General features: G+C 61.7%; 16 protein-coding genes and 1 tRNA gene. 6 read left to right on the top strand and 11 right to left on the bottom strand.

Annotated features, from left to right (window positions below; translation table 11 throughout):
* Positions 1–30: 30 nt before the first annotated feature.
* Positions 31–1,002 carry a tripartite tricarboxylate transporter substrate binding protein gene (locus tag RE432_RS18605; RefSeq protein WP_310935013.1) on the top strand — a complete coding sequence of 324 codons (972 nt, stop codon included), beginning with the start codon at positions 31–33 and terminating at the stop codon, positions 1,000–1,002.
* 77 nt (positions 1,003–1,079) lie between these two features.
* Here RE432_RS18605 and RE432_RS18600 read toward each other — a convergent pair whose 3' ends face one another.
* Both RE432_RS18600 and RE432_RS18595 read right to left on the bottom strand, forming a co-directional pair.
* Complete coding sequence (locus RE432_RS18600) at positions 1,080–2,537, bottom strand: phospholipase D-like domain-containing protein (protein WP_310935012.1); 1,458 nt, start codon at positions 2,535–2,537, stop codon at positions 1,080–1,082.
* A gap of 115 nt (positions 2,538–2,652) precedes the next feature.
* Positions 2,653–2,892 carry a hypothetical protein gene (locus RE432_RS18595; protein ID WP_310935011.1) on the bottom strand — a complete coding sequence of 80 codons (240 nt, stop codon included), beginning with the start codon at positions 2,890–2,892 and terminating at the stop codon, positions 2,653–2,655.
* A gap of 34 nt (positions 2,893–2,926) precedes the next feature.
* On the opposite strand from RE432_RS18595, the gene RE432_RS18590 reads away from it, so the two are divergent.
* Positions 2,927–3,268, top strand: a complete 342-nt coding sequence (locus RE432_RS18590; RefSeq protein ID WP_310935010.1) for a DMT family protein — start codon at positions 2,927–2,929, stop codon at positions 3,266–3,268.
* Between the two features lie 201 nt (positions 3,269–3,469).
* On the opposite strand, the gene RE432_RS18585 is transcribed toward RE432_RS18590, so the two are convergent.
* From RE432_RS18585 to RE432_RS18570, 4 genes are all read right to left on the bottom strand, one after another.
* A complete protein-coding gene (locus tag RE432_RS18585; protein WP_310935009.1) occupies positions 3,470–3,889 on the bottom strand; it encodes a type II toxin-antitoxin system HicB family antitoxin in 420 nt (139 codons plus the stop codon).
* Between the two features lie 57 nt (positions 3,890–3,946).
* Positions 3,947–4,132, bottom strand: a complete 186-nt coding sequence (locus tag RE432_RS18580; RefSeq protein WP_310935008.1) for a type II toxin-antitoxin system HicA family toxin — start codon at positions 4,130–4,132, stop codon at positions 3,947–3,949.
* A gap of 281 nt (positions 4,133–4,413) precedes the next feature.
* A tRNA-His gene (locus tag RE432_RS18575) sits at positions 4,414–4,489 on the bottom strand.
* A 187-nt stretch (positions 4,490–4,676) separates the two neighbouring features.
* The gene (locus RE432_RS18570) at positions 4,677–5,525 is read right to left on the bottom strand and encodes a neutral zinc metallopeptidase (RefSeq protein WP_310935007.1); all 849 of its coding nucleotides are present in this window, start codon (positions 5,523–5,525) and stop codon (positions 4,677–4,679) included.
* A gap of 136 nt (positions 5,526–5,661) precedes the next feature.
* Between RE432_RS18570 and RE432_RS18565 the strand changes: the two genes are divergently transcribed.
* From RE432_RS18565 to bamC, 4 genes are all read left to right on the top strand, one after another.
* Positions 5,662–6,288: an L-threonylcarbamoyladenylate synthase gene (locus RE432_RS18565; protein WP_310935006.1), complete on the top strand. Its 627-nt coding sequence runs from the start codon at positions 5,662–5,664 to the stop codon at positions 6,286–6,288.
* Positions 6,289–6,365: 77 nt separating this feature from the next.
* Complete coding sequence (locus RE432_RS18560; RefSeq protein WP_310935005.1) at positions 6,366–7,016, top strand: site-2 protease family protein; 651 nt, start codon at positions 6,366–6,368, stop codon at positions 7,014–7,016.
* Between the two features lie 78 nt (positions 7,017–7,094).
* Positions 7,095–8,000, top strand: a complete 906-nt coding sequence (dapA, locus tag RE432_RS18555; RefSeq protein ID WP_310935004.1) for a 4-hydroxy-tetrahydrodipicolinate synthase — start codon at positions 7,095–7,097, stop codon at positions 7,998–8,000.
* A 9-nt stretch (positions 8,001–8,009) separates the two neighbouring features.
* Positions 8,010–9,146, top strand: a complete 1,137-nt coding sequence (bamC, locus tag RE432_RS18550; RefSeq protein ID WP_310935219.1) for an outer membrane protein assembly factor BamC — start codon at positions 8,010–8,012, stop codon at positions 9,144–9,146.
* A 5-nt stretch (positions 9,147–9,151) separates the two neighbouring features.
* On the opposite strand, the gene cysG is transcribed toward bamC, so the two are convergent.
* The 5 genes from cysG to mutS all read right to left on the bottom strand — a co-directional run bounded on the left by cysG (position 9,152) and on the right by mutS (position 18,061).
* Positions 9,152–10,549, bottom strand: a complete 1,398-nt coding sequence (gene cysG, locus RE432_RS18545; protein WP_310935003.1) for a siroheme synthase CysG — start codon at positions 10,547–10,549, stop codon at positions 9,152–9,154.
* 55 nt (positions 10,550–10,604) lie between these two features.
* Positions 10,605–12,308, bottom strand: coding sequence for an assimilatory sulfite reductase (NADPH) hemoprotein subunit (gene cysI / locus RE432_RS18540; RefSeq protein WP_310935002.1), 1,704 nt, complete (start codon positions 12,306–12,308; stop codon positions 10,605–10,607).
* A gap of 7 nt (positions 12,309–12,315) precedes the next feature.
* The gene (locus RE432_RS18535) at positions 12,316–14,115 is read right to left on the bottom strand and encodes an assimilatory sulfite reductase (NADPH) flavoprotein subunit (protein WP_310935001.1); all 1,800 of its coding nucleotides are present in this window, start codon (positions 14,113–14,115) and stop codon (positions 12,316–12,318) included.
* Between the two features lie 173 nt (positions 14,116–14,288).
* Entirely contained in the window at positions 14,289–15,476 is a 1,188-nt protein-coding gene (locus RE432_RS18530; protein WP_310935000.1) for a cupin domain-containing protein, read from the bottom strand.
* On the bottom strand, positions 15,473–18,061 hold the full coding sequence (gene mutS, locus RE432_RS18525; protein WP_310934999.1) for a DNA mismatch repair protein MutS: 2,589 nt from the start codon (positions 18,059–18,061) through the stop codon (positions 15,473–15,475). The genes RE432_RS18530 and mutS overlap by 4 nt, the downstream gene beginning before the upstream one ends.

Here is an 18,061-nt window from a genome sequence, read left to right as displayed (position 1 = left end):
TTTTATAGATAAAAACTCAGAGGAGATATGATGAAAAAACGTTTCGTTTACGCGGCAGCCATGGCGTTGTCCGCACTGACGGCGGCGGGCGCTGCTCACGCCGCCTGGCCAGAGCGGGCCATTACCGTTGTTGTGCCGTTCCCCGCGGGCGGCGGAACCGACACTTTCGCCCGTCCGCTGGCGCAGCAGCTTGGCCAGCAGCTTGGCCAGAGCGTGGTGGTGGACAACCGGGGCGGCGCAGGCGGAACGCTGGGCGCCGGCGTGGCAGCCCGGGCTGCGCCCGACGGCTACACCTTCTTCATGGGCGGTGCGCATCACGTGGTAGCCCCCTCCATCTACAAGAAGCTGACCTACGACATCCAGAAGGATTTTACGCCGGTGGCCCTGCTGGCTCAGCCGCCGCAGATCATTGTGGTGAATCCCAAGAACCTGCCGGTCAACAGCGTCAAGGAACTGCTGGAAAAGGCCAAGGCTAGTCCCGGCACGATCAACTTCGGATCGGCCGGCATGGGCAGCACCCACCATCTGGCGGGTGAGCTGTTTGCCCTGAAGACCGGGATTCAATTGACCCATGTGCCTTATCAAGGGGCGGGTCCCATGCTGAGCGGCCTGATCACCGGGCAGGTCGACGTGGCCTTCGACGGGCTCGGTTCTTCGGCCTCTCACATCCGCGCAGGCTCCATCCGTCCGCTGGCTGTTGCAGCGGCGGAGCGTTCGCCTTCGTTCCCCGATGTGCCGACCGCCGCTGAAGCGGGCGTGCCGGATTACGAGGTGTCCACTTGGTACGCCATGTGGGCGCCGGCCGGTACGCCTGCCGATATCGTCGAGAAAATGTCGGCTGAGATCGTCAAGGCCTTGAATGCGCCGAAGGTAAAAGAGCTTTGGGCGAGCAATGGCAGCGCAACCCCTAACCTGACGGGCGCAAAATTCGGTGAATTCGTCGATGCCGAAATCGATCGTTGGGCCGTTGTCGTCAAAGAGGCGGGTGTACCGCCCCAGTAAGCCTTGATTGGCTTGTTGCATTCTGTTCGGGCCGGCGGCTTCGCGGCCCGTGCAGGATGCAATGCAATTCAGTTCAGCTAAAGATAAGGGCTGGCCAGCCAGATGATCCGGTTCCGCAGGCGTTTGCGGAAAGGGATGGCGGCCAGCCCTTCCAGCGTGACGGCTTCCGCATTGCTGATTTCGCTGTCGATCAGTTTTTCGATATCGGCGGCGATCTCGCGGCTGTAGATTTCCATGTCCAGCTCAAAATTCAGGCGCAGGCTGCGGGGGTCCATATTCGACGACCCCACGTATGACCAGGCGCCGTCTATGGTGATGAGCTTGGAGTGATTGAAGTTGCCGTGCGCGCGCCATACGCGGCAGTGATTGCGTATGATCTGATCCAGTTGCGCGGTCATGGCGTAGTTCACCAGCCGCAGATTGTTGCGTCCCGGAATCACGATGTCCACGATGATGCCGCGCCGGGCGGCGGTGTTGATGGCGCCCAGCAGCACCTGATCCGGCAGGAAGTAGGGCGACTGTATGCGTATGTGCTTTTGCGCCACGGCGAACGCACCCAGCAGCATGTTGTGGGTCCCCACAATATAGCGGTCGGGGCCCGAGCGGATGCAGCGTGCCAGCGCATGGGGCGCCGGGGCGCGCCACGTATTGCAGCACCAGGTTTCGTAGGGCAGGTTTTCCTTGGTGGTGAACTCCCAGTCGTGGGCAAAGACGGACATCAACTGCAGCACAACCGGCCCTTCCACCTTGAAATGCGTATCGCTGGCGGTATCGGGGCCGGCCACGGCCGAGACGAAGCCCGCGCGTATATTCATGCCGCCGGTAAAGGCGGTGCAGCCGTCCATGACCAGTATTTTGCGGTGACTGCGCAGATTGGCGTAGGGCATGCGCATAAAGCCCAAGGGGTTGGTCATGAACAGCGCGGCCGGGATCTTTTTCTTGCGCAAGAGCCGAATGATGGGCGGGTGCGAGTATTTCGAACCGACCGCGTCGATCAGGACGCGCACCGCGACGCCGCGCTCTACCGCGCGTGCCAGCGCGTCGACCACCTTGCGGCCTTCGCTGTCGTTATCGAAGATATACGTTTGCAGGGCAACGGATTTTTGGGCTTGGTCGATGGCGGCGATCATGGCGGGATAGGCCTGGTCGCCGCCCTGCAGAATCTGGATGCAGTTGCCGTCGCGCAAGGGGAAATGACTGACGCGGTCGCCCAGTACGCGCAGCGAAGCAAACTGCGATGGGGCAATGCCGCTGATATCCGCGGCGGGCAGATCGGGCGTCACGGCGTAGTCTTTCAGGCTTTTATTGCGCTGGTCTGAAATGTGGTCGTGGCGGATCCGGTTGATGCCGGCGATCAGATAGATGAAGGGGCCGACCAGTGGCGACATCATGATGATGCCCACCCAGCCTATGGCGGCCCGGACGTCGTTCTTGGTCATGGCGGCGTGGACAGCGGCTGTTCCGCCGACGGCGACGCTGAGCAAAAGCGCCAGATGCGGCCAGTATTCCGAAACCAGATATTCCAAATAGGCCATGTTCAACGCCATAAACCGACTCTGTCTGTCCAGGGAAGTGATAGTCCAGCCAGCCCGGCTGGGCGCGTGCCGCTTCCCCGCGGGGATCAGGCCAGTGCCAAGTATATAAGATAGTTTATGGGTCCGAGGCCGGGCGGTTTTGCAGCGTTTCGTACCATTGGGGATTGGGTTCGCCCTGGCCGGCAAGTAACTGCGCGCGCGAGGGCGCGCGCCATACGCCGCCGCCGATTCCGGGGGTGGGCTGCACCCCGTACCAGAACCAGCGCCCGTCTTCGTCCTGGGCGGCCCACTGCCAGCCTGGCGGGGCAAGCGACCAGTCGAGTAGAAAAGGAGGGGTGTCAGGTGGTTGAGTCACGGTAGAATCTGCGGCAAGCACAAGGATCTCTATTATGCACAAAGCCCTGCCCATCTTCTTGCTTTTCATGTCCAACGTATTCATGACGGTCGCATGGTACGGGCATCTGAAGTTTCCCAACAGCCCCATCGTCAAGGTGGTGCTGATCAGTTGGGCGATTGCGCTGCTGGAGTACTGCCTGGCGGTGCCGGCCAACCGGATCGGGCACGCCGCCTATTCGGCGGCGGAGCTGAAAACCATACAGGAAGTGATCACGCTGATCGTGTTCGCGGGCTTTTCGGTGCTGTATCTTAAGGAAACTTTCACCATCAATCATGCCATCGGTTTCGGCTTGATCTGCCTGGGCGCGTTTTTCGTGTTCAAAGGGCCGTTCTAAGGCCCGCGCAATATTTTAACGATAACGATAGTCATTATCATTTAAGTTGGTTATACTACGCCGAGCAGTACGTATGATTTGAGCTTAATGTTGTTTTTTGCCCTGTGAAGCCCCCTTCGCAGGGCTTTTTCTTTTGGGCGGCGGCTGTGGGGGGTGAAGCCCTCGTTTTTTTTACCACTAGCATCCATGCGGATTTTTGCTTTAGACGACCCGGATATCGAGCGATTTCCCGAGCTTCTGAAACGCCAGCTCGATATTCTCTAGCTTTGACGAATGGCGCAGATCAACCAATCGGTCGACTTGGGGCATATGGACGTTCAGGCGTCGGGCCAGTTCGGCTTTGCGGACACCTTGAGACACCATTTCGTTGGCAAGTAGCACTTTAGCCGCAACAAGGGCAGGCAATGTGACGGAAAGCTGACCTCGCTTGGGTTTTGACGGATGCGGGACGACCCGCTTCTCATCGAAGTAGATCTCGATGGCGGCCTCCAATGCTTCCTGTCCGTTTACCAAGGCTTCTGTCTCGTCGTCTGCGACGGTGATTGCCTCAGGGACATCTGGGAACTGGACAAGGAATGTGCCGTTGTCGTCTGGAGTGAGAGTAAGAGGATAGGTCAACATATATTTCCTTTCTGGGCGACTTGCGCGATAAGCAGACCCCGAGAGGTCTGCTGTGCTTCATTTGATACCGAGTTGCTTCTTGATCGTTTCGACTAGTCCTTTACCGATTTCCTTGTTGCCGTGGTCAGGGAAGATTGTCGATTTACCATTTAGCGTTACTCGGTAGTGGCTGCTTCCCGAGCGGTGGGCTGTAAACTCTGCCCCTTGCTTCTTTAGCCATCTCCTGAACTCGCTGTATTTCATCGCCCTCCTTTATGTGTTTCGATAAAGGAATGATACAACATATTTGTTGTGTTTGTAGGGATAAATGCATCTTTATTGTTGTGTTTTTGCGCGGATACAGAGTCACTGAGTCCGCCTCCGCATGGGACCAGCGTGCCATCCTTTTGATTCGATGCGCTCTTTTATAATTTATGGCACAAAAAAGCCCGCACGGTGGCGGGCTAACTGTGTTCTGGTCACCAAGTATGGTTCTTGTCACCATTTCGGTGTTTTGCAAATCATTGAAGATTCGCATGAATTCTTGGGGTGACCGATGGGGCTCGAACCCACGACAACCGGAATCACAATCCGGGACTCTACCAACTGAGCTACGGTCACCACTGTTTTTGCGCTGTTCGCTGTGTATTACGCAGCGCAGCTGATGCAACGAAAGAGTATAGCATTTTCTTCGCTGTTCAGCCGTCCAACAGAGACGCGAATTCTAGCATGAATGCGCAGTGTTGTGGCGCGGCCGCCGGGTGCTGGCCCGGTGGGCTGGCATGCCGGGCTTACCGCGCCGCCCCGCTTAAAGCGCCGTCGCGCCGAAGGTGTCGCATTGCGCGGGGTCGCCGCTCTGGAAGCCCTGGCTGAACCAGCGCACCCTCTGGGCGGAGGTGCCATGGGTAAACGAGTCTGGCACCACATGGCCTTGCGAACGCTTTTGCAGCGTATCGTCGCCAATGGCGCTGGCCGCATTCAGGGCTTCTTCGATATCGCCCGGCTCAAGCGTGCCGCGCTGGGTGTCCGAGTGGTTCGCCCAGACGCCCGCCAGGCAATCGGCCTGCAGTTCCACGCGGACCGACAGTTGGTTGGCGGCCGCCGTGCTGGCTCCGCGCCGCGCCTGGTCGACCTGTTCCATCACGCCCAGCAGATGCTGGACATGGTGGGCAACCTCGTGCGCAATCACGTAGGCTTGGGCGAAGTCGCCCGGTGAGTCCAGCTGTTGTGCCATCTGCTGGAAAAAGCTTAAATCCAGATACACCTTGCTGTCGCCCGGGCAATAGAATGGACCCATGGCGGATTGGCCGGTGCCGCAGGCGGTCGGCGTGGCGCCGTTGAACAGCACCAGCTTGGGTTCCTGGTAAGCGCCCCAGCCTTTTTGGTGAAACACAGCGCCCCAGGCATCTTCGGTGTCGGCCAGGACTTTCGAGACGAAGCGGGTCTGCGGGGTGTCTGCCGGCACGGATGCAGTGGTTTCGCTGTCGACGGGGCCGGTGGCGGTTTGCAGGACCACATTGGGGTCGATGCCAAAATACATGGCGACTAGCGCGAGCACGATCGTTCCCAGCCCGATTTTGCCGCGGCCGCCTATTCGCATGCGCTGGCCTCGACGATCTTCTACGTTGCGGCTTTCGCGCGAGTTGTCCAATCGCATGGTGGCTTCCTTTTCCTGTGACGGCGGCTACACTGCCTGCATGCCGATGTGTTGTAGGTAAAAATCGGTTTGATTTTATTGCCTGGCGCCCCGCAGGAACTTAAACTGGCTGCCCAAGAATGTTAGGATACGTTAAATGGCCCAATTATTTGTCGTCCACCCCGAAAACCCACAAGTCCGCCTGCTGAAGCAAGCAGGCCAGCTATTGGCTGACGGCGGTTTGGTGGCGGTGCCCACCGACTCCAGCTATGCCGTGGTCGCACGCCTGGACGACAAGCCCGCTGCCGATGCCCTGCGCCGCCTGCGCGGCCTGGACGACCGGCACCACCTTACGCTGCTCTGCCGCGATCTGGCTGAAATCGGCCATTTCGCGCGGGTGGACAATCGCCAGTACCGCTTCCTGAAAATGGCCACGCCCGGCCCCTGGACCTTCATTCTCGAGGCCACCCGCGAAGTCCCGCGGCGGGTTTCCCATCCGTCGCGCAAGACCATAGGCATACGGGTGCCCGATCACCGGGTCGCACTGGCGCTGATCGAGGCGGCGGGTACGCCCCTGATGTCCACGACACTCATACCGGAAGGCGAAGAAGACCCCATGAACGATGCCCAGGCCATTTTCGACCGGTACGCCAACCAGCTTGCCGCCGTGATCGATGGCGGCGCATGCGTACTGGCGCCCACCACGGTGATCGACCTGACGGGCGCCAGCCCCGAGGTCATCCGCCGCGGGCAGGGCGATTTGGCGGCTTTGGGGCTCGATTAGCGAACTTTTTCGATGCCAGGCAGCCCTATACCTATTGGCCGCCCCTTGCTTGGGGCGGCTGCTCCTTCCGGACATTTATGGATGCGTTGATACAGACTATTACGGTTTATGCCTTGCCCGTGCTTTTTGGCATTACCCTGCATGAAGCCGCGCACGGCTACGTTGCCCGGATGTTCGGCGATCCAACGGCCTGGCAGGCGGGGCGCATCAGCTTGAATCCCATACGCCATATCGATCCGGTCGGAACGATTATCGTGCCGCTGGTATTGTTGTTCAGCACCAAGATGCTGGGCGGCGGCGGTTTGCTGTTCGGCTGGGCCAAGCCCGTGCCGGTGGATTGGGGGCGCTTGCGCCGTCCCAAGCGCGACATGCTGTGGGTCGCGCTGGCCGGCCCGGCCTCCAACCTGGTCATGGCCGTTATCTGGGCGCTGGGCCTGCGCCTGCTGGCCGAAAGCGGGGCCAGCCAGGGCGACTTCTGGGTGCAAATGACGATAGCCGGCATACAGGTCAATCTGATCCTGATGGCGCTGAACCTGTTGCCCCTGCCGCCGCTGGACGGGGGGCGCATTGTGTTCAGCCTGCTGCCCAGCCGCATGGCCTGGCAGTTTTCCAGAATCGAACCCTACGGCCTGCTGATTCTGATCATCTTGATGCTGACAGGCATTTTGTGGATACTGCTGCAGCCTTTATTGGCTTTCGGCCACGTAATTGTTAATTGGTTTTTATAAATTTGTGCGCTTATCCGGTAAACTTGTGAGTTAATTCAAGTTCCCGATGACGGTGAGTTCGAGGAGATCATTCCTATTATGGCAACAAGCACGGATCCTGCTATTCCCAGCTTTCAGGGCAGTATGGTCGCCCTGATCACACCCATGCTGCCCGATGGCAGCCTAGATTTCGATGCCTATCGAAAATTGATCGACTGGCATGCCGAGCAGGGTACCGACGGGCTGGTGGTGGTGGGTACGTCGGGCGAATCGCCCACGGTCACGGTTGAAGAGCATGTCGAACTCATCAAGGTGGCGGTCGAGCATGCGGCCGGGCGTTTGCCGGTCATTGCAGGCATAGGCGGTAACTCCACGTCGGAAGCCATCGAGCTGTCGCAGCACGCCAAGCAGGTGGGCGCGCAGGCAGGCCTGTCCGTCGTTCCCTACTACAACAAGCCCACCCAGGAAGGCCTGTATCAGCACTTCAAGGCCATTGCCGAGGCGGTCGATCTGCCCGCCATTCTGTACAACGTGCCGGGCCGGACCGTGGCCGACATGTCCAACGACACTATACTTCGCCTGGCGCAGGTGCCGGGCATTATCGGCGTCAAGGACGCCACGGGCGACATAGGCCGCGGCGCGCTGCTTGTGCGCGATGCGCCCGCCGGCTTCCAGGTCTTCAGCGGCGACGATGCCACGGCGGCCGCCCTGATGCTGCTGGGCGGACGCGGGAATATCTCGGTGACCGCCAATGTGGCGCCCAAGCTCATGCATGAACTCTGTATGGCAGCCATCCAGGGTGACGGCGTGCGCACGCGTCAGCTGAACGCGCGTCTGGCCACCCTGAACAAAGTGCTGTTTGTTGAATCCAACCCGATTCCCGTCAAGTGGGCCGTTGCTGAAATGGGCCTGACCAAGCTGGGCTATCGCTTACCCTTAACCTCCTTGAGCGAGCAGTACCACGCTTTGGTGCGTAGCTCGCTAAAAGAAGCAGGCTTACTCTAAATGATGAATATGCGTATCAATAAACGCTGTGTTGGTATTACGCTGGGCCTCGGCATCGTGCTGTTGTCCGGCTGCTCGACCGTCAACCAGGTGTTGGGCAGTGAAGAAGCGGTTGACTACAAAAGTACGGTAGCGGGCGACCCGCTCAGCATTCCGCCTGATCTGACCCAGGCCAATCGCGATGCCCGCTATCGCGCTCCGGAAGGCAGCACCACCTTCAGCCAGTATGCGCAAAACCAGCAGGCACAGCAAAACACCAGTGCGAGCGAACGCATATTGCCGCAGACTGAAGGCGTGCAGGTCATGCGTGATGGCGATATGCGCTGGCTGGTCGTCGATCAGTCCGCCGAAGCAGTCTATCCGAAGATCATCGAGTTCTGGGGCGAGCAGGGCTTCACCATACAGTCGCAGGACCCGCGCGCGGGCTTGATGGAAACCGACTGGGCCGAAAACCGCGCCAAGATCCCTGAAGGCTGGATCCGCAGCGCCCTAGGGTCCATTATTGAATCGGTTTACGACAGCGGCGAGCGCGAACGCTTCCGCACCCGGGTCGAGCGCGTCAATGGCAAGTCCGAAATCTATATCAGCCACCAGAGCATGGTCGAGACGGCTGTGGGCGGGGGCGGTACCGGCGGCACAGCCTCCACCTTCAAATGGGTGATGGGGCCTGAAGATCCGGGCCTGAATGCGGCCATGCTGGCGCGCCTGATGGTTTTCCTGGGCACTGATGTGCGCAATGCGCGCGATATGGTGGCGCAGGCTGAAAAAGATCCCAGCCAGACCGAGATCGTGCAGTCGGCCACTGGCGGGGCTTCCCTGACACTGGGCGAATCGTTCGATCGCGCTTGGCGGCGCGTGGGCGTGGCCATCGACTCGGCGGGCTTTTCCGTTGAAGACCGCGACCGTTCGGCAGGCGATTACTTCATCCGTTACCTGGATAGCGATACGGGCGAAAAAATCGAACAGCAGAACTTCATCGGCCGCTTGTTCGGCTCACGGAACACGGCTGCAGCCGTTCCCTACCGGATTCACGTCGCCGATCAAGGCGCCAGTTCCGTCGTGACGGTGCTCGACCAGAACGGCCAGGCTCAGGATACCGACACGGCCCGGCGCATTATCTCGGTCTTGACCACGCACATGCAGTAAGCCGTTCAGTCGGCATGGATGCTGGCACCGAACCATTCCAGTTCCGGTGCCAGCGCGGCGACTTCTCCAATCAGCAGTAACGAGGGCGCCTTTATGGCGTGCTGGCGCGCCAGGCGGGCCATGTCTTGCAACTGGCCATGTAATACCCGCTGGTTGCTGCGCGTGCCGTTTTCCACGATGGCAAAGGGCGTCTGGCCCGAGCGGCCGTGCGCTATCAATTGTTCCGCTAGCCAGTCGAGCTGGCTGACCCCCATATAGAAAGCCAATGTCTGTTTGGCCTGCGCCAACGAAGGCCAGTCTTCCAGCATGGTGTCCTGGCGGCAGTGCGCGGTCACCAGGCGTACCGATTGCGCATGATCGCGATGGGTCAGGGGGATGCCTGCGTAGGCGGCACAGGCCAGTGCCGCGGTGATGCCGGGCACGACTTCATACGGAATCCGGTGCTTGCGCAGGAACGCCAGTTCTTCGCCGCCCCGGCCGAACACAAAGGCATCCCCCCCTTTCAGGCGCACGACCAGTTGTCCTTGCCCTGCGCGGTCCAGCATCAGGCGGTGGATCCTGGCTTGCGTGGCGTTGTGGTCTTCGCCGGGTATTTTCCCCACCGGAATCTGCTCGGCGTCGCGGCGCGCCAGTTCCAGGATGGGGCCGTCGACCAGGCGATCATAAAGAATGACATCGGCTTCGTTCAGGGCGCGCAGCGCCTTCAGGGTGAGCAGCCCGGGGTCGCCCGGTCCCGCTCCCACCAGAAGCACCTTGCCGGTAACGGGCGCCTGCGGGTGCTCCAGCTCGGCTTGCAGCAACTGTTCGGCCCGCTCCGGCTGCTGCTGGCGCAAGGCGGCCGCCACCGGGCCGTCGAGCAGCCAGTCGTAGAAGTCGCGCCGGGGCCGCAGTGCGGGCCGCGCCTGCCGGATGGCGGGGCGATATCTGGCGGCCAGCGCGGCCAGCGAGCCCAAGGTATGGTCGAACAGGCTTTCTATCCGCTCGCGTACGCGGCGGGCGAGGACGGGCGCACTGCCCGCCGACGAGATGGCAATCGTCAAGGGCGACCGGTCCACGATCGAAGGGACCTGGAACGACGACAGCTCGGGGTCATCGACGACATTGATGAACAGGCGCTGCGCATTGGCCAGCTCGGCGATGCGGCGGTTCAGGCCGCGGTCGTCGGTAGCGGCGACCACCAGCCAGATATCGGCCAGCCATTCAGGCTGGAATACGTCGCGCAACCGCTTGATGCGGCCTTGCGTCAGCCATTGTTCCAGGGCGTCCGTTGCGTCGGGGGCGCCCACCGTGACCAATGCGCCCGCGGCCAGCAGGCTTTTGACTTTTCTCTCGGCGACCGGGCCGCCGCCCACGACCAGCACATGCCGTCCGTTCAGGTCGGCAAAAAGGGGAAATAATTTCATAAACGGGGTAGGGCAATTCAAGGCGACAAGGCCGGCAAGACGCCGGCCTTGTCGTTTATACCACTGTGTCCAGGACGATAGGTATCAGTTTTTGCGACGGTGCCGGAATGACTTCGGTGCGCACCAGGAAATCGCCGAATTTTTCGCCGGACTGGCGATGCTTGGCATAGTCGCCGAACAGCGTGTCAAGGGTACTGAGTATTTCAGGCTCGGCGATATTCTGGCGATAAGGAACGTTCAGGCGCTCGCCAGTGTAGTTGGCGCCCAGCCTGAGGTCGTAGCGTCCCATGGCGCGGCCGACCAGGGCAATTTCGCCAAGGTAGGGGCGCGAACAACCGTTGGGGCATCCGGACAGGCGCAGCAAGATGGGCTCGTTGGCCAGGCCGTGCTGATCGAGCAGGGCTTCCAGCTTGGGCAGCAACTGGGGCAGGTAGCGCTCGCTTTCCGCCATGGCCAGGCCACAGGTGGGCAGGGCGACACAGGCGATGCTGTGGCGGCGTATGCCGCTTTGCTGCTTGTAGCCGTCCAGGCCGTACTGGGCGACGAGCTTGTCGATCTTGCCGCGGTCCTTGGCGGCCACGTTGGCAATGACCAGGTTCTGGTTGCAGGTCATGCGGAACTCGCCTCGAAGGATTTTGGCGATTTCGCGGATGCCGGTCTGCAACTGGCCGCCGTCCACATCCCACAGGCGTCCCGACTCTATATACAGGCCCAGATGCCATTTTCCGTCTTCACCTTCTTCCCAGCCATAGCGGTCGCCATTCTGGTCGAAGTGATACGGACGCACGGCTTGCAGCGTGATGCCGGTGCGCGCTTCCAGTTGTTCCTTGAACCAGTCCAGGCCGCGGTGGTCGATGGTGTACTTTAGGCGGGCGTGCTGGCGCTCGACGCGATTGCCGTAGTCGCGCTGCAGCGTGATGACGCCTTCGGCGACGGCAATGAGCTGCTCGGGCGGCACGAAGCCGATCAGGCTGCCCAGCCGCGCATAGGTGGTGTCGTCGCCGTGGGTGGCGCCCATGCCGCCGCCGATCGCCACGTTGAAGCCGCGCAGTTCGCCGTTCTCGATGATGGCGATCAAGCCCAGGTCCTGGGCGAACACGTCGCTATCGTTGGTGGGCGGAATGGCGACGCCGATCTTGAATTTGCGCGGCAGATAAGTGTCGCCGTAAATGGGCTCTTCTTCGGGTTCGTCGGTTATTTTTTCACCGTCGAGCCAGATCTCGTGGTACGCCCGGGTGCGGGGAATGAAATGGTCGGACAGCTTCTGGGTCCATTCCTGAACCAGCCGGTGCTGGCTGGACAGCAAGGGATTGACCGAGCTGACGACCTGGCGGTTGACATCGCCACAGGCCGCAATCGTGGTGGCCATGGCCTTGTTGATGGCCTGCATGGTGGGCTTCAGGTCACGCTTGATGACGCCGTGCCACTGGAAGGTCTGGCGTGTGGTGATGCGCAGGCCGCGTCCGGCATAGGTCGTGGCGATGTCGTCGAACACCAGCCACTGGGCGGGGGTGACCACGCCGCCGGGCAGGCGCGCGCGGATCATGAAGGAATACGCGGGCTCCAGTTTTTGCTTGCGGCGCTCTTCGCGAATATCGCGATCGTCCTGCTGGTAGCTTCCGTGAAACTTCAGCAGTTTGTTGTCGTCGTCGCTGATGGCGCCGGTAACGGGGTCGTTCAGTCCTTCTTCAATCGTGCCGCGCAAATGGCGGCTGTCCACTTTGATTTGTTCCAGATGCGAAAGGGTGGTGTTGCTCATTACTGTCCTAGTAAACGTCGCGGGCGTAGCGGCCTTGGGCGGCCAGGTCGTCCAGCCATTCCTTGGCCTGGGTTTCGTCCAGCCCGCCTTCATGCTGCGCAATCTGCAGCAGGGTTTGATGCACGTCTTTGGCCATGTGCGTGGCATCGCCGCATACGTAGATATAGGCGCCGCCCTGTATCCAGTCGAACAGGTCGCCGGCTTGCTCGCGCAGCTTGTCCTGCACATAGACTTTCTGGGCCTGATCACGCGAGAAAGCCAGGTCCAGGCGGTGCAGGCTCCCGTCTTGCAGGGCCTGTTGCCATTCCGTTTGATACAGGAAGTCCGAGGCAAAATGGGGGTTGCCGAAAAAGAGCCAGTTGCGCCCGCTGGCGCCGGCCATGCCGCGCTCTTGCACGAACGCCCTGAAGGGGGCGATGCCGGTGCCAGGTCCGATCATGATGACATCGCGCGAACCGTCGGCGGGCAGGCGAAAGCGCGGATTCTCTTCAATAAAGATCGGGAGCTGTTCGCCTTCCTTCCGTTCAGACAGAAAATGAGAGGCCACCCCCCATCGTGCTTCGCCTTCATATTCGTAAGCGACGTTGGCCAGCGTCAGGTGCACTTCCTCGTCGACCGCGGATTGGCTGGAGGCGATCGAATACATGCGCGGCGTCAGCGGACGCAGCGCCTTGACCAGGCCTTGGGCGGTCCAACTGGCGGGATAGGCTTTCAGGACGTCGACAAGCTGCCGGGTTTCCAGGAGCGTGCGGAAGGCGTCGATGGACTCGGGCAGGAGCAAGGCTTTGAGCTCCGCATTTTGCGATAGCTCGGCATGGGCCGCCAGGAAGGGCTTAGTGAGCTGGGTCAGTTCGCGATGGTGGCTCAGCCACTCGCCCAGGCTGCGCGACACGTTATTGACGTCGACGGTTTCGTCGGGCGACAGGTTCAGGATGGCCAGGACCTGTTCCACCAGGGCCGCGGACTGCGTCGGCCACACGCCCAGCGCATCGCCCGGCTGATAGCTTAGCTGGCTGCCTTCCAGGGAAATTTCCAGATGCCGGATGTCTTTGTCGCTGCCGCGGCCGGTAATAGGCTGGTTCAGCAGCAGCTCAGCCAGAAAAGGCTGTTCGCGCGTGGCTTTGGCCGCTTTGGGGTGCAGCGTGGTCACGCTGGCGCTGGGAACGCCGGATTGCTTCAGCGCTTCCTGGGCTTGCGCAATGGCCGCATCTTGCCAGGGCAGGGCAACGGTTTCGATGTCCAGGTCGGCCGTGCCCACTTCATGCAGGCGGCTTGCGCCCAGTTCTTCCAGCCTGGCGTCGATATTCTGCGCAATCCCGCAGAATATGGGGTAGCTGGAGTCTCCCAGGCCCAGCACCGCGTATTTCAGCTGCGGCAGCCTGGGCGCGCGGCGGCTGCTCAGGAACTCCACGAAAGCGATTGAATCGTCGGGCGGATCGCCGTCGCCCTGCGTGCTCATGACGATATACAGCAGTTGCTCGTCTTTCAGTTCGCGCGTGGCATAGCGGTCGGCCCGGACCAGGCGGGTGTTCAGGCCCAGTCCGCCGGCCCGCTCGGCCAGGGATTCCGCCACCCGCTTGGCATTGCCGGTTTGGCTGCCGTACAGAATGGTCAGTTGTTGGGCGGTGGCGGCGCCGGCGACCGACGCCACCACCGGCGGCGGAGCCGTACGGCTGCCGCTTTGTCTGCCTTGGGCAACGCCGGCGAAATAGCCGGACAGCCAGCTCAGGGCATTGGATTCCAGGCCTTCTGCCAACTCAGTGACAAGCAGGTGTTTGGATTCGGGCAGGTATGACGGGGCCAGCATAGTGTGCTCATAGTGATGAATTCATAACCATTCTATGAAGCTTGGCACCGTGAGCGAACGACAAGATTATTATTTCTATATGCCTTATATGTTTATAAGGCTAGGTGTATATGTGTTCCATTTCTATGCCGGGCGCGTGCCTTGCCGGCTTCGCCGGCCTTGCATCAGCCCTGTCACCGCGCTATGTAATGCAGCCAGCCTTCCTGCAGCCATTCATTCAGCATCTGGCGCTCTTCGGGCTTGAGCTTCCTGGCCAGCGGGTCGCCGCCATCGAGCGCGCGGGTGTCGGCCAGTTTTCGCAAAGCTGTTGTAGCGGGCATACAGGCCACCTCGCCGTTAATGAAGAGCTGCCGGTTCCGGTACATCAGCCGGGTGCAGCGGTCGAGTGCCAGCCGTCCGTTGGCGGGCAGCCCATTCGACAGATCGGTGTCGTCGTCGCCGGGTTCAAAATAGGCGTTGGCGGGCGGTTCGGTCAGCCACTGGCCCAAAAACCGTTCGGCCAGCGCTTCGTCGAACTTGATCTTTTGCACTGCCTTCAGTGTGGCGTCGATCAATGTTTGCGGCAGGGCGGCTGGGCTGTCCGTTGCCGGCGTGCCCGGGTCCTTGAAGGTGCTGGCCAGCGCGGGACCGGGGATGACCGGCAGCGCATACAGGCCGCCGGTGTCGCCCAGGTTGGCCATGATCTGGTCGTTGGCGGCTTCGAGCATGCCGCAAGCCAGGACGGCCTGGGTCGGGGCGCGGAATCCAATGGAAATCGTCATGCAGTCGCCTTGCGCAACGCCATCGTGCGCGGCGTGGGGCGGCAGGTACAGCATGTCGCCGGGCTCAAGGACGAACTCCTCTTCCGCCTTGAAGTCCTTCAGAATCTTGAGCGGCAGGCCGGCTTCCAGCGTCAGGTCGGCCTGCTGGCTGATGCGCCAGCGCCGCTGTCCATGCGCCTGCAACAGGAAAACGTCGTAGCTGTCGAAATGGGGACCGACGCCGCCGCCATCGGTGGCGATGCTGATCATGGCATCGTCCAGGCGGGCATCCGAGATGAAGCGGAACTGATGCACCAGCCCGGCGGTGGCATCATCGTGCAGGTCGACGCTTTGCGCCAGCAGTGTCCAGTTGGCTTGCTTGGCCGAGGGCAGGCGCGCAAAAGGGCCGGATTTCATGTTCCAGCCTTTGGCATCGTGCCAGATCAGGCGCGATTCGACTTCTTCGCGCTTGACCAACTGGCGGATATCGCTGATGGACAGCGACGGCTTGAAACCGGGGATGGCTTGCCGGATGAGCAGCGGCTTGCGCTGCCAATAATCACGCATGAAAGCCTGTGGGGTCAGGCCGCCAAGCAGCGTCAGGGGTTGGTCGATGGTCATAAGTGCTCGTTGCGTAGGCGGTACAGCACGTCCAGCGCTTCGCGCGGCGTCAGTAGGTCGGGGTCGATCGCTTCCAGCGCGGATCGCAGGGCGGGCTCGGCGCCGTCATCATGCGCCGCGTCGCCGGTAGGGTCGTTTGCCTGGGCAGCCAGGAAAAGGTCGAGCTGCGGCGTGGGGGCGCCCTGGGCTTCCAGGCGTGATAGTTCGCGGCTGGCATGCCGGATCACCGCGGCCGGGATGCCGGCGCGCTGGGCCACCTGGATGCCGTAGCTGCGGCTGGCCGGGCCGGGCTGGACCTCATGCAGGAATACGATGCCGGATGACGATTCGGCAGCGGCCAGATGCACGTTGGCCGCTCCCTGGGCTTCGGCCGGCAGGCGCGTGATCTCGAAATAATGCGTGGCAAATAGGGTCAGCGCCTGGTTATGCGTAAGCAGGCGGTGCGCAATCGACCAGGCCAGGGCCAGGCCATCGTAGGTGGACGTGCCGCGGCCGATTTCATCCATCAGGACCAGGCTTTGCGGCGTGCTGGCCGACAGAATCGAGGCGGCCTCGGTCATTTCCATCATGAAGGTGGAGCGCCCGCCCGCCAGATCGTCGGCCGCGCCGATACGGGTGAAGATGCGGTCGATCTGGCCGATGCGCGCCGCGCGCGCCGGTACGAAACTGCCTGTGCGCGCCAGCAGGGCAATCAGCGCAATCTGCCGCATATAGGTGGATTTACCGCCCATGTTGGGGCCGGTGATGAGCAGCATGCGCCGTTGCGGGCCCAGCTCGCAATCGTTGGGTGTGAACTGTTCTATGGTGTGCTCGACCACGGGGTGGCGCCCCGCCTCGATCATGATTTCGCTTCCCTCCAGCAGTTGAGGGGCGGCCCAGTCGTTGGCCTGGGCATGCTCGGCCAGCGCCGCCAGGGCATCGATTTCAGCCAGGGCGGCCGCGCATTGCGACAGGGCGGCCGCATAGCCGGTCAGTTGATCCAGCAGGTTCTCGAACAGCCATTTCTCGCGGCTCAGGCTGCGATCCTTGGCCGACAGCACTTTGTCTTCCCAGGTTTTCAGCTCGGGCGTGATGTAGCGCTCGGCATTCTTCAGCGTCTGCCGGCGCCGGTATTCGGCAGGGACCTTGTCGGCCTGGCCGCGCGACACTTCGATATAGAAGCCGTGCACGCGGTTGAACTCCACGCGCAGGGTGGGGATGCCGGTGCGTTCGCGTTCGCGCGCCTCGAGTTCGACCAGGAATTCACCGCTATCGCTGGCCAGCCGGCGGAGCTCGTCCAGCTCGCTGTCGAAGCCCGTAGCGATGACGCCGCCTTCGCGCACGAGCAGGGCCGGCTCGGGGTCGATAGCGCGCTGCAGCAGGTCTGAAATCGCCGCGTCTATGTTTATATGCTGTATATATGCGGCAAGCCTGGGCCGCTGCGCAAAGGATAGTTCAAGATGCTGTGCGATCTCAGGCAGCAGCGCCAGCGCTTCGCGCAGGCTGGCCAGCTCGCGCGGGCGCACCGAACGCAGCGAGATGCGTGTGGCAATGCGTTCCAGATCCGGGTAGCGCTCCAGCATCTGCCGCAGCGTGTCCAGCGGCGCCTGGGCATTCAATGTATCGCCCTGCGCGGGCGCCGACAAAAAGGTCGCGATGACCTGCTGGCGCTCGAGCGCTGGGGTGTTGTCGCGCAGCGGATGATGCAGCCAGCGGCGCAGCAGGCGGCTGCCCATCGGCGTTTCGCAGTGGTCCAGGGTCGAGAACAGTGTCGGGCTGTCTTCCCCGCTGATGGTTTCGGTCAGTTCCAGATTCTTGCGGGTGACCGGATCGAGCACGACATACTCGCCCGCCTGATCGATGCGGATGGATTGAATATGCGATAGCGATTGCGTTTGCGTCCGGCTCACGTAGCGCAGCAGTGCGCCGGCCGCGCAACTGGCAACCGGCAGGTCGGCCAGGCCGAAGCCGGCCAGCGAATCCACCGCAAAATGCCGATGCAGAACATCGCGCGCGCCATCGATTTCGAAGTGCCAATCGGGCAGGGCGGTGACGGCGATGCCGTTGCCGGCGGCCGGGCGCGCGCTCTCGGCACATACCAGCTCCGCAGGACCGATGCGGTGCAGTTCGGTGTCGAGCATGTCGGGCGCGCATTCGCTTACCCGGAATTCGCCATTGGCCAGATTCATCCAGGCCAGGCCGCTGCGTTCCGTTCTATTGGCGCGCGCGGTATAGACGGCGGCAATCATGCGGTCGGCCTTGGCGGGCAGCAGGGCTTCGTCCGTCAGCGTGCCGGGCGTCACGATGCGCACAATCTTGCGTTCGACCGGGCCTTTGCTGGCGGCGGGGTCGCCGATCTGCTCGCAGATGGCGATGGACTCGCCCAGCGCCACCAGCCGCGCCAAGTAGCCTTCCATCGCGTGAAAGGGCACGCCGGCCATGGGGATGGGCGCGCCGTTGGAGGAACCCCGCTTGGTCAGCGTCAGGTTGAGCAGGCGGGCGCCGCGCTCGGCGTCTTCGTAAAACATTTCATAGAAGTCCCCCATCCGGTAGAACAGCAGATGCGATCCAGCCTCGGCCTTCAGGCGTAAATACTGCTGCATCAT

The sequence above is a fragment of the Pusillimonas sp. SM2304 genome, assembly GCF_031628915.1.
Lineage (GTDB): Bacteria > Pseudomonadota > Gammaproteobacteria > Burkholderiales > Burkholderiaceae_B > Pusillimonas_C.
Note: the sequence above shows the minus strand (reverse complement) of the source record. Positions and strands in the feature narration are given on the sequence as shown.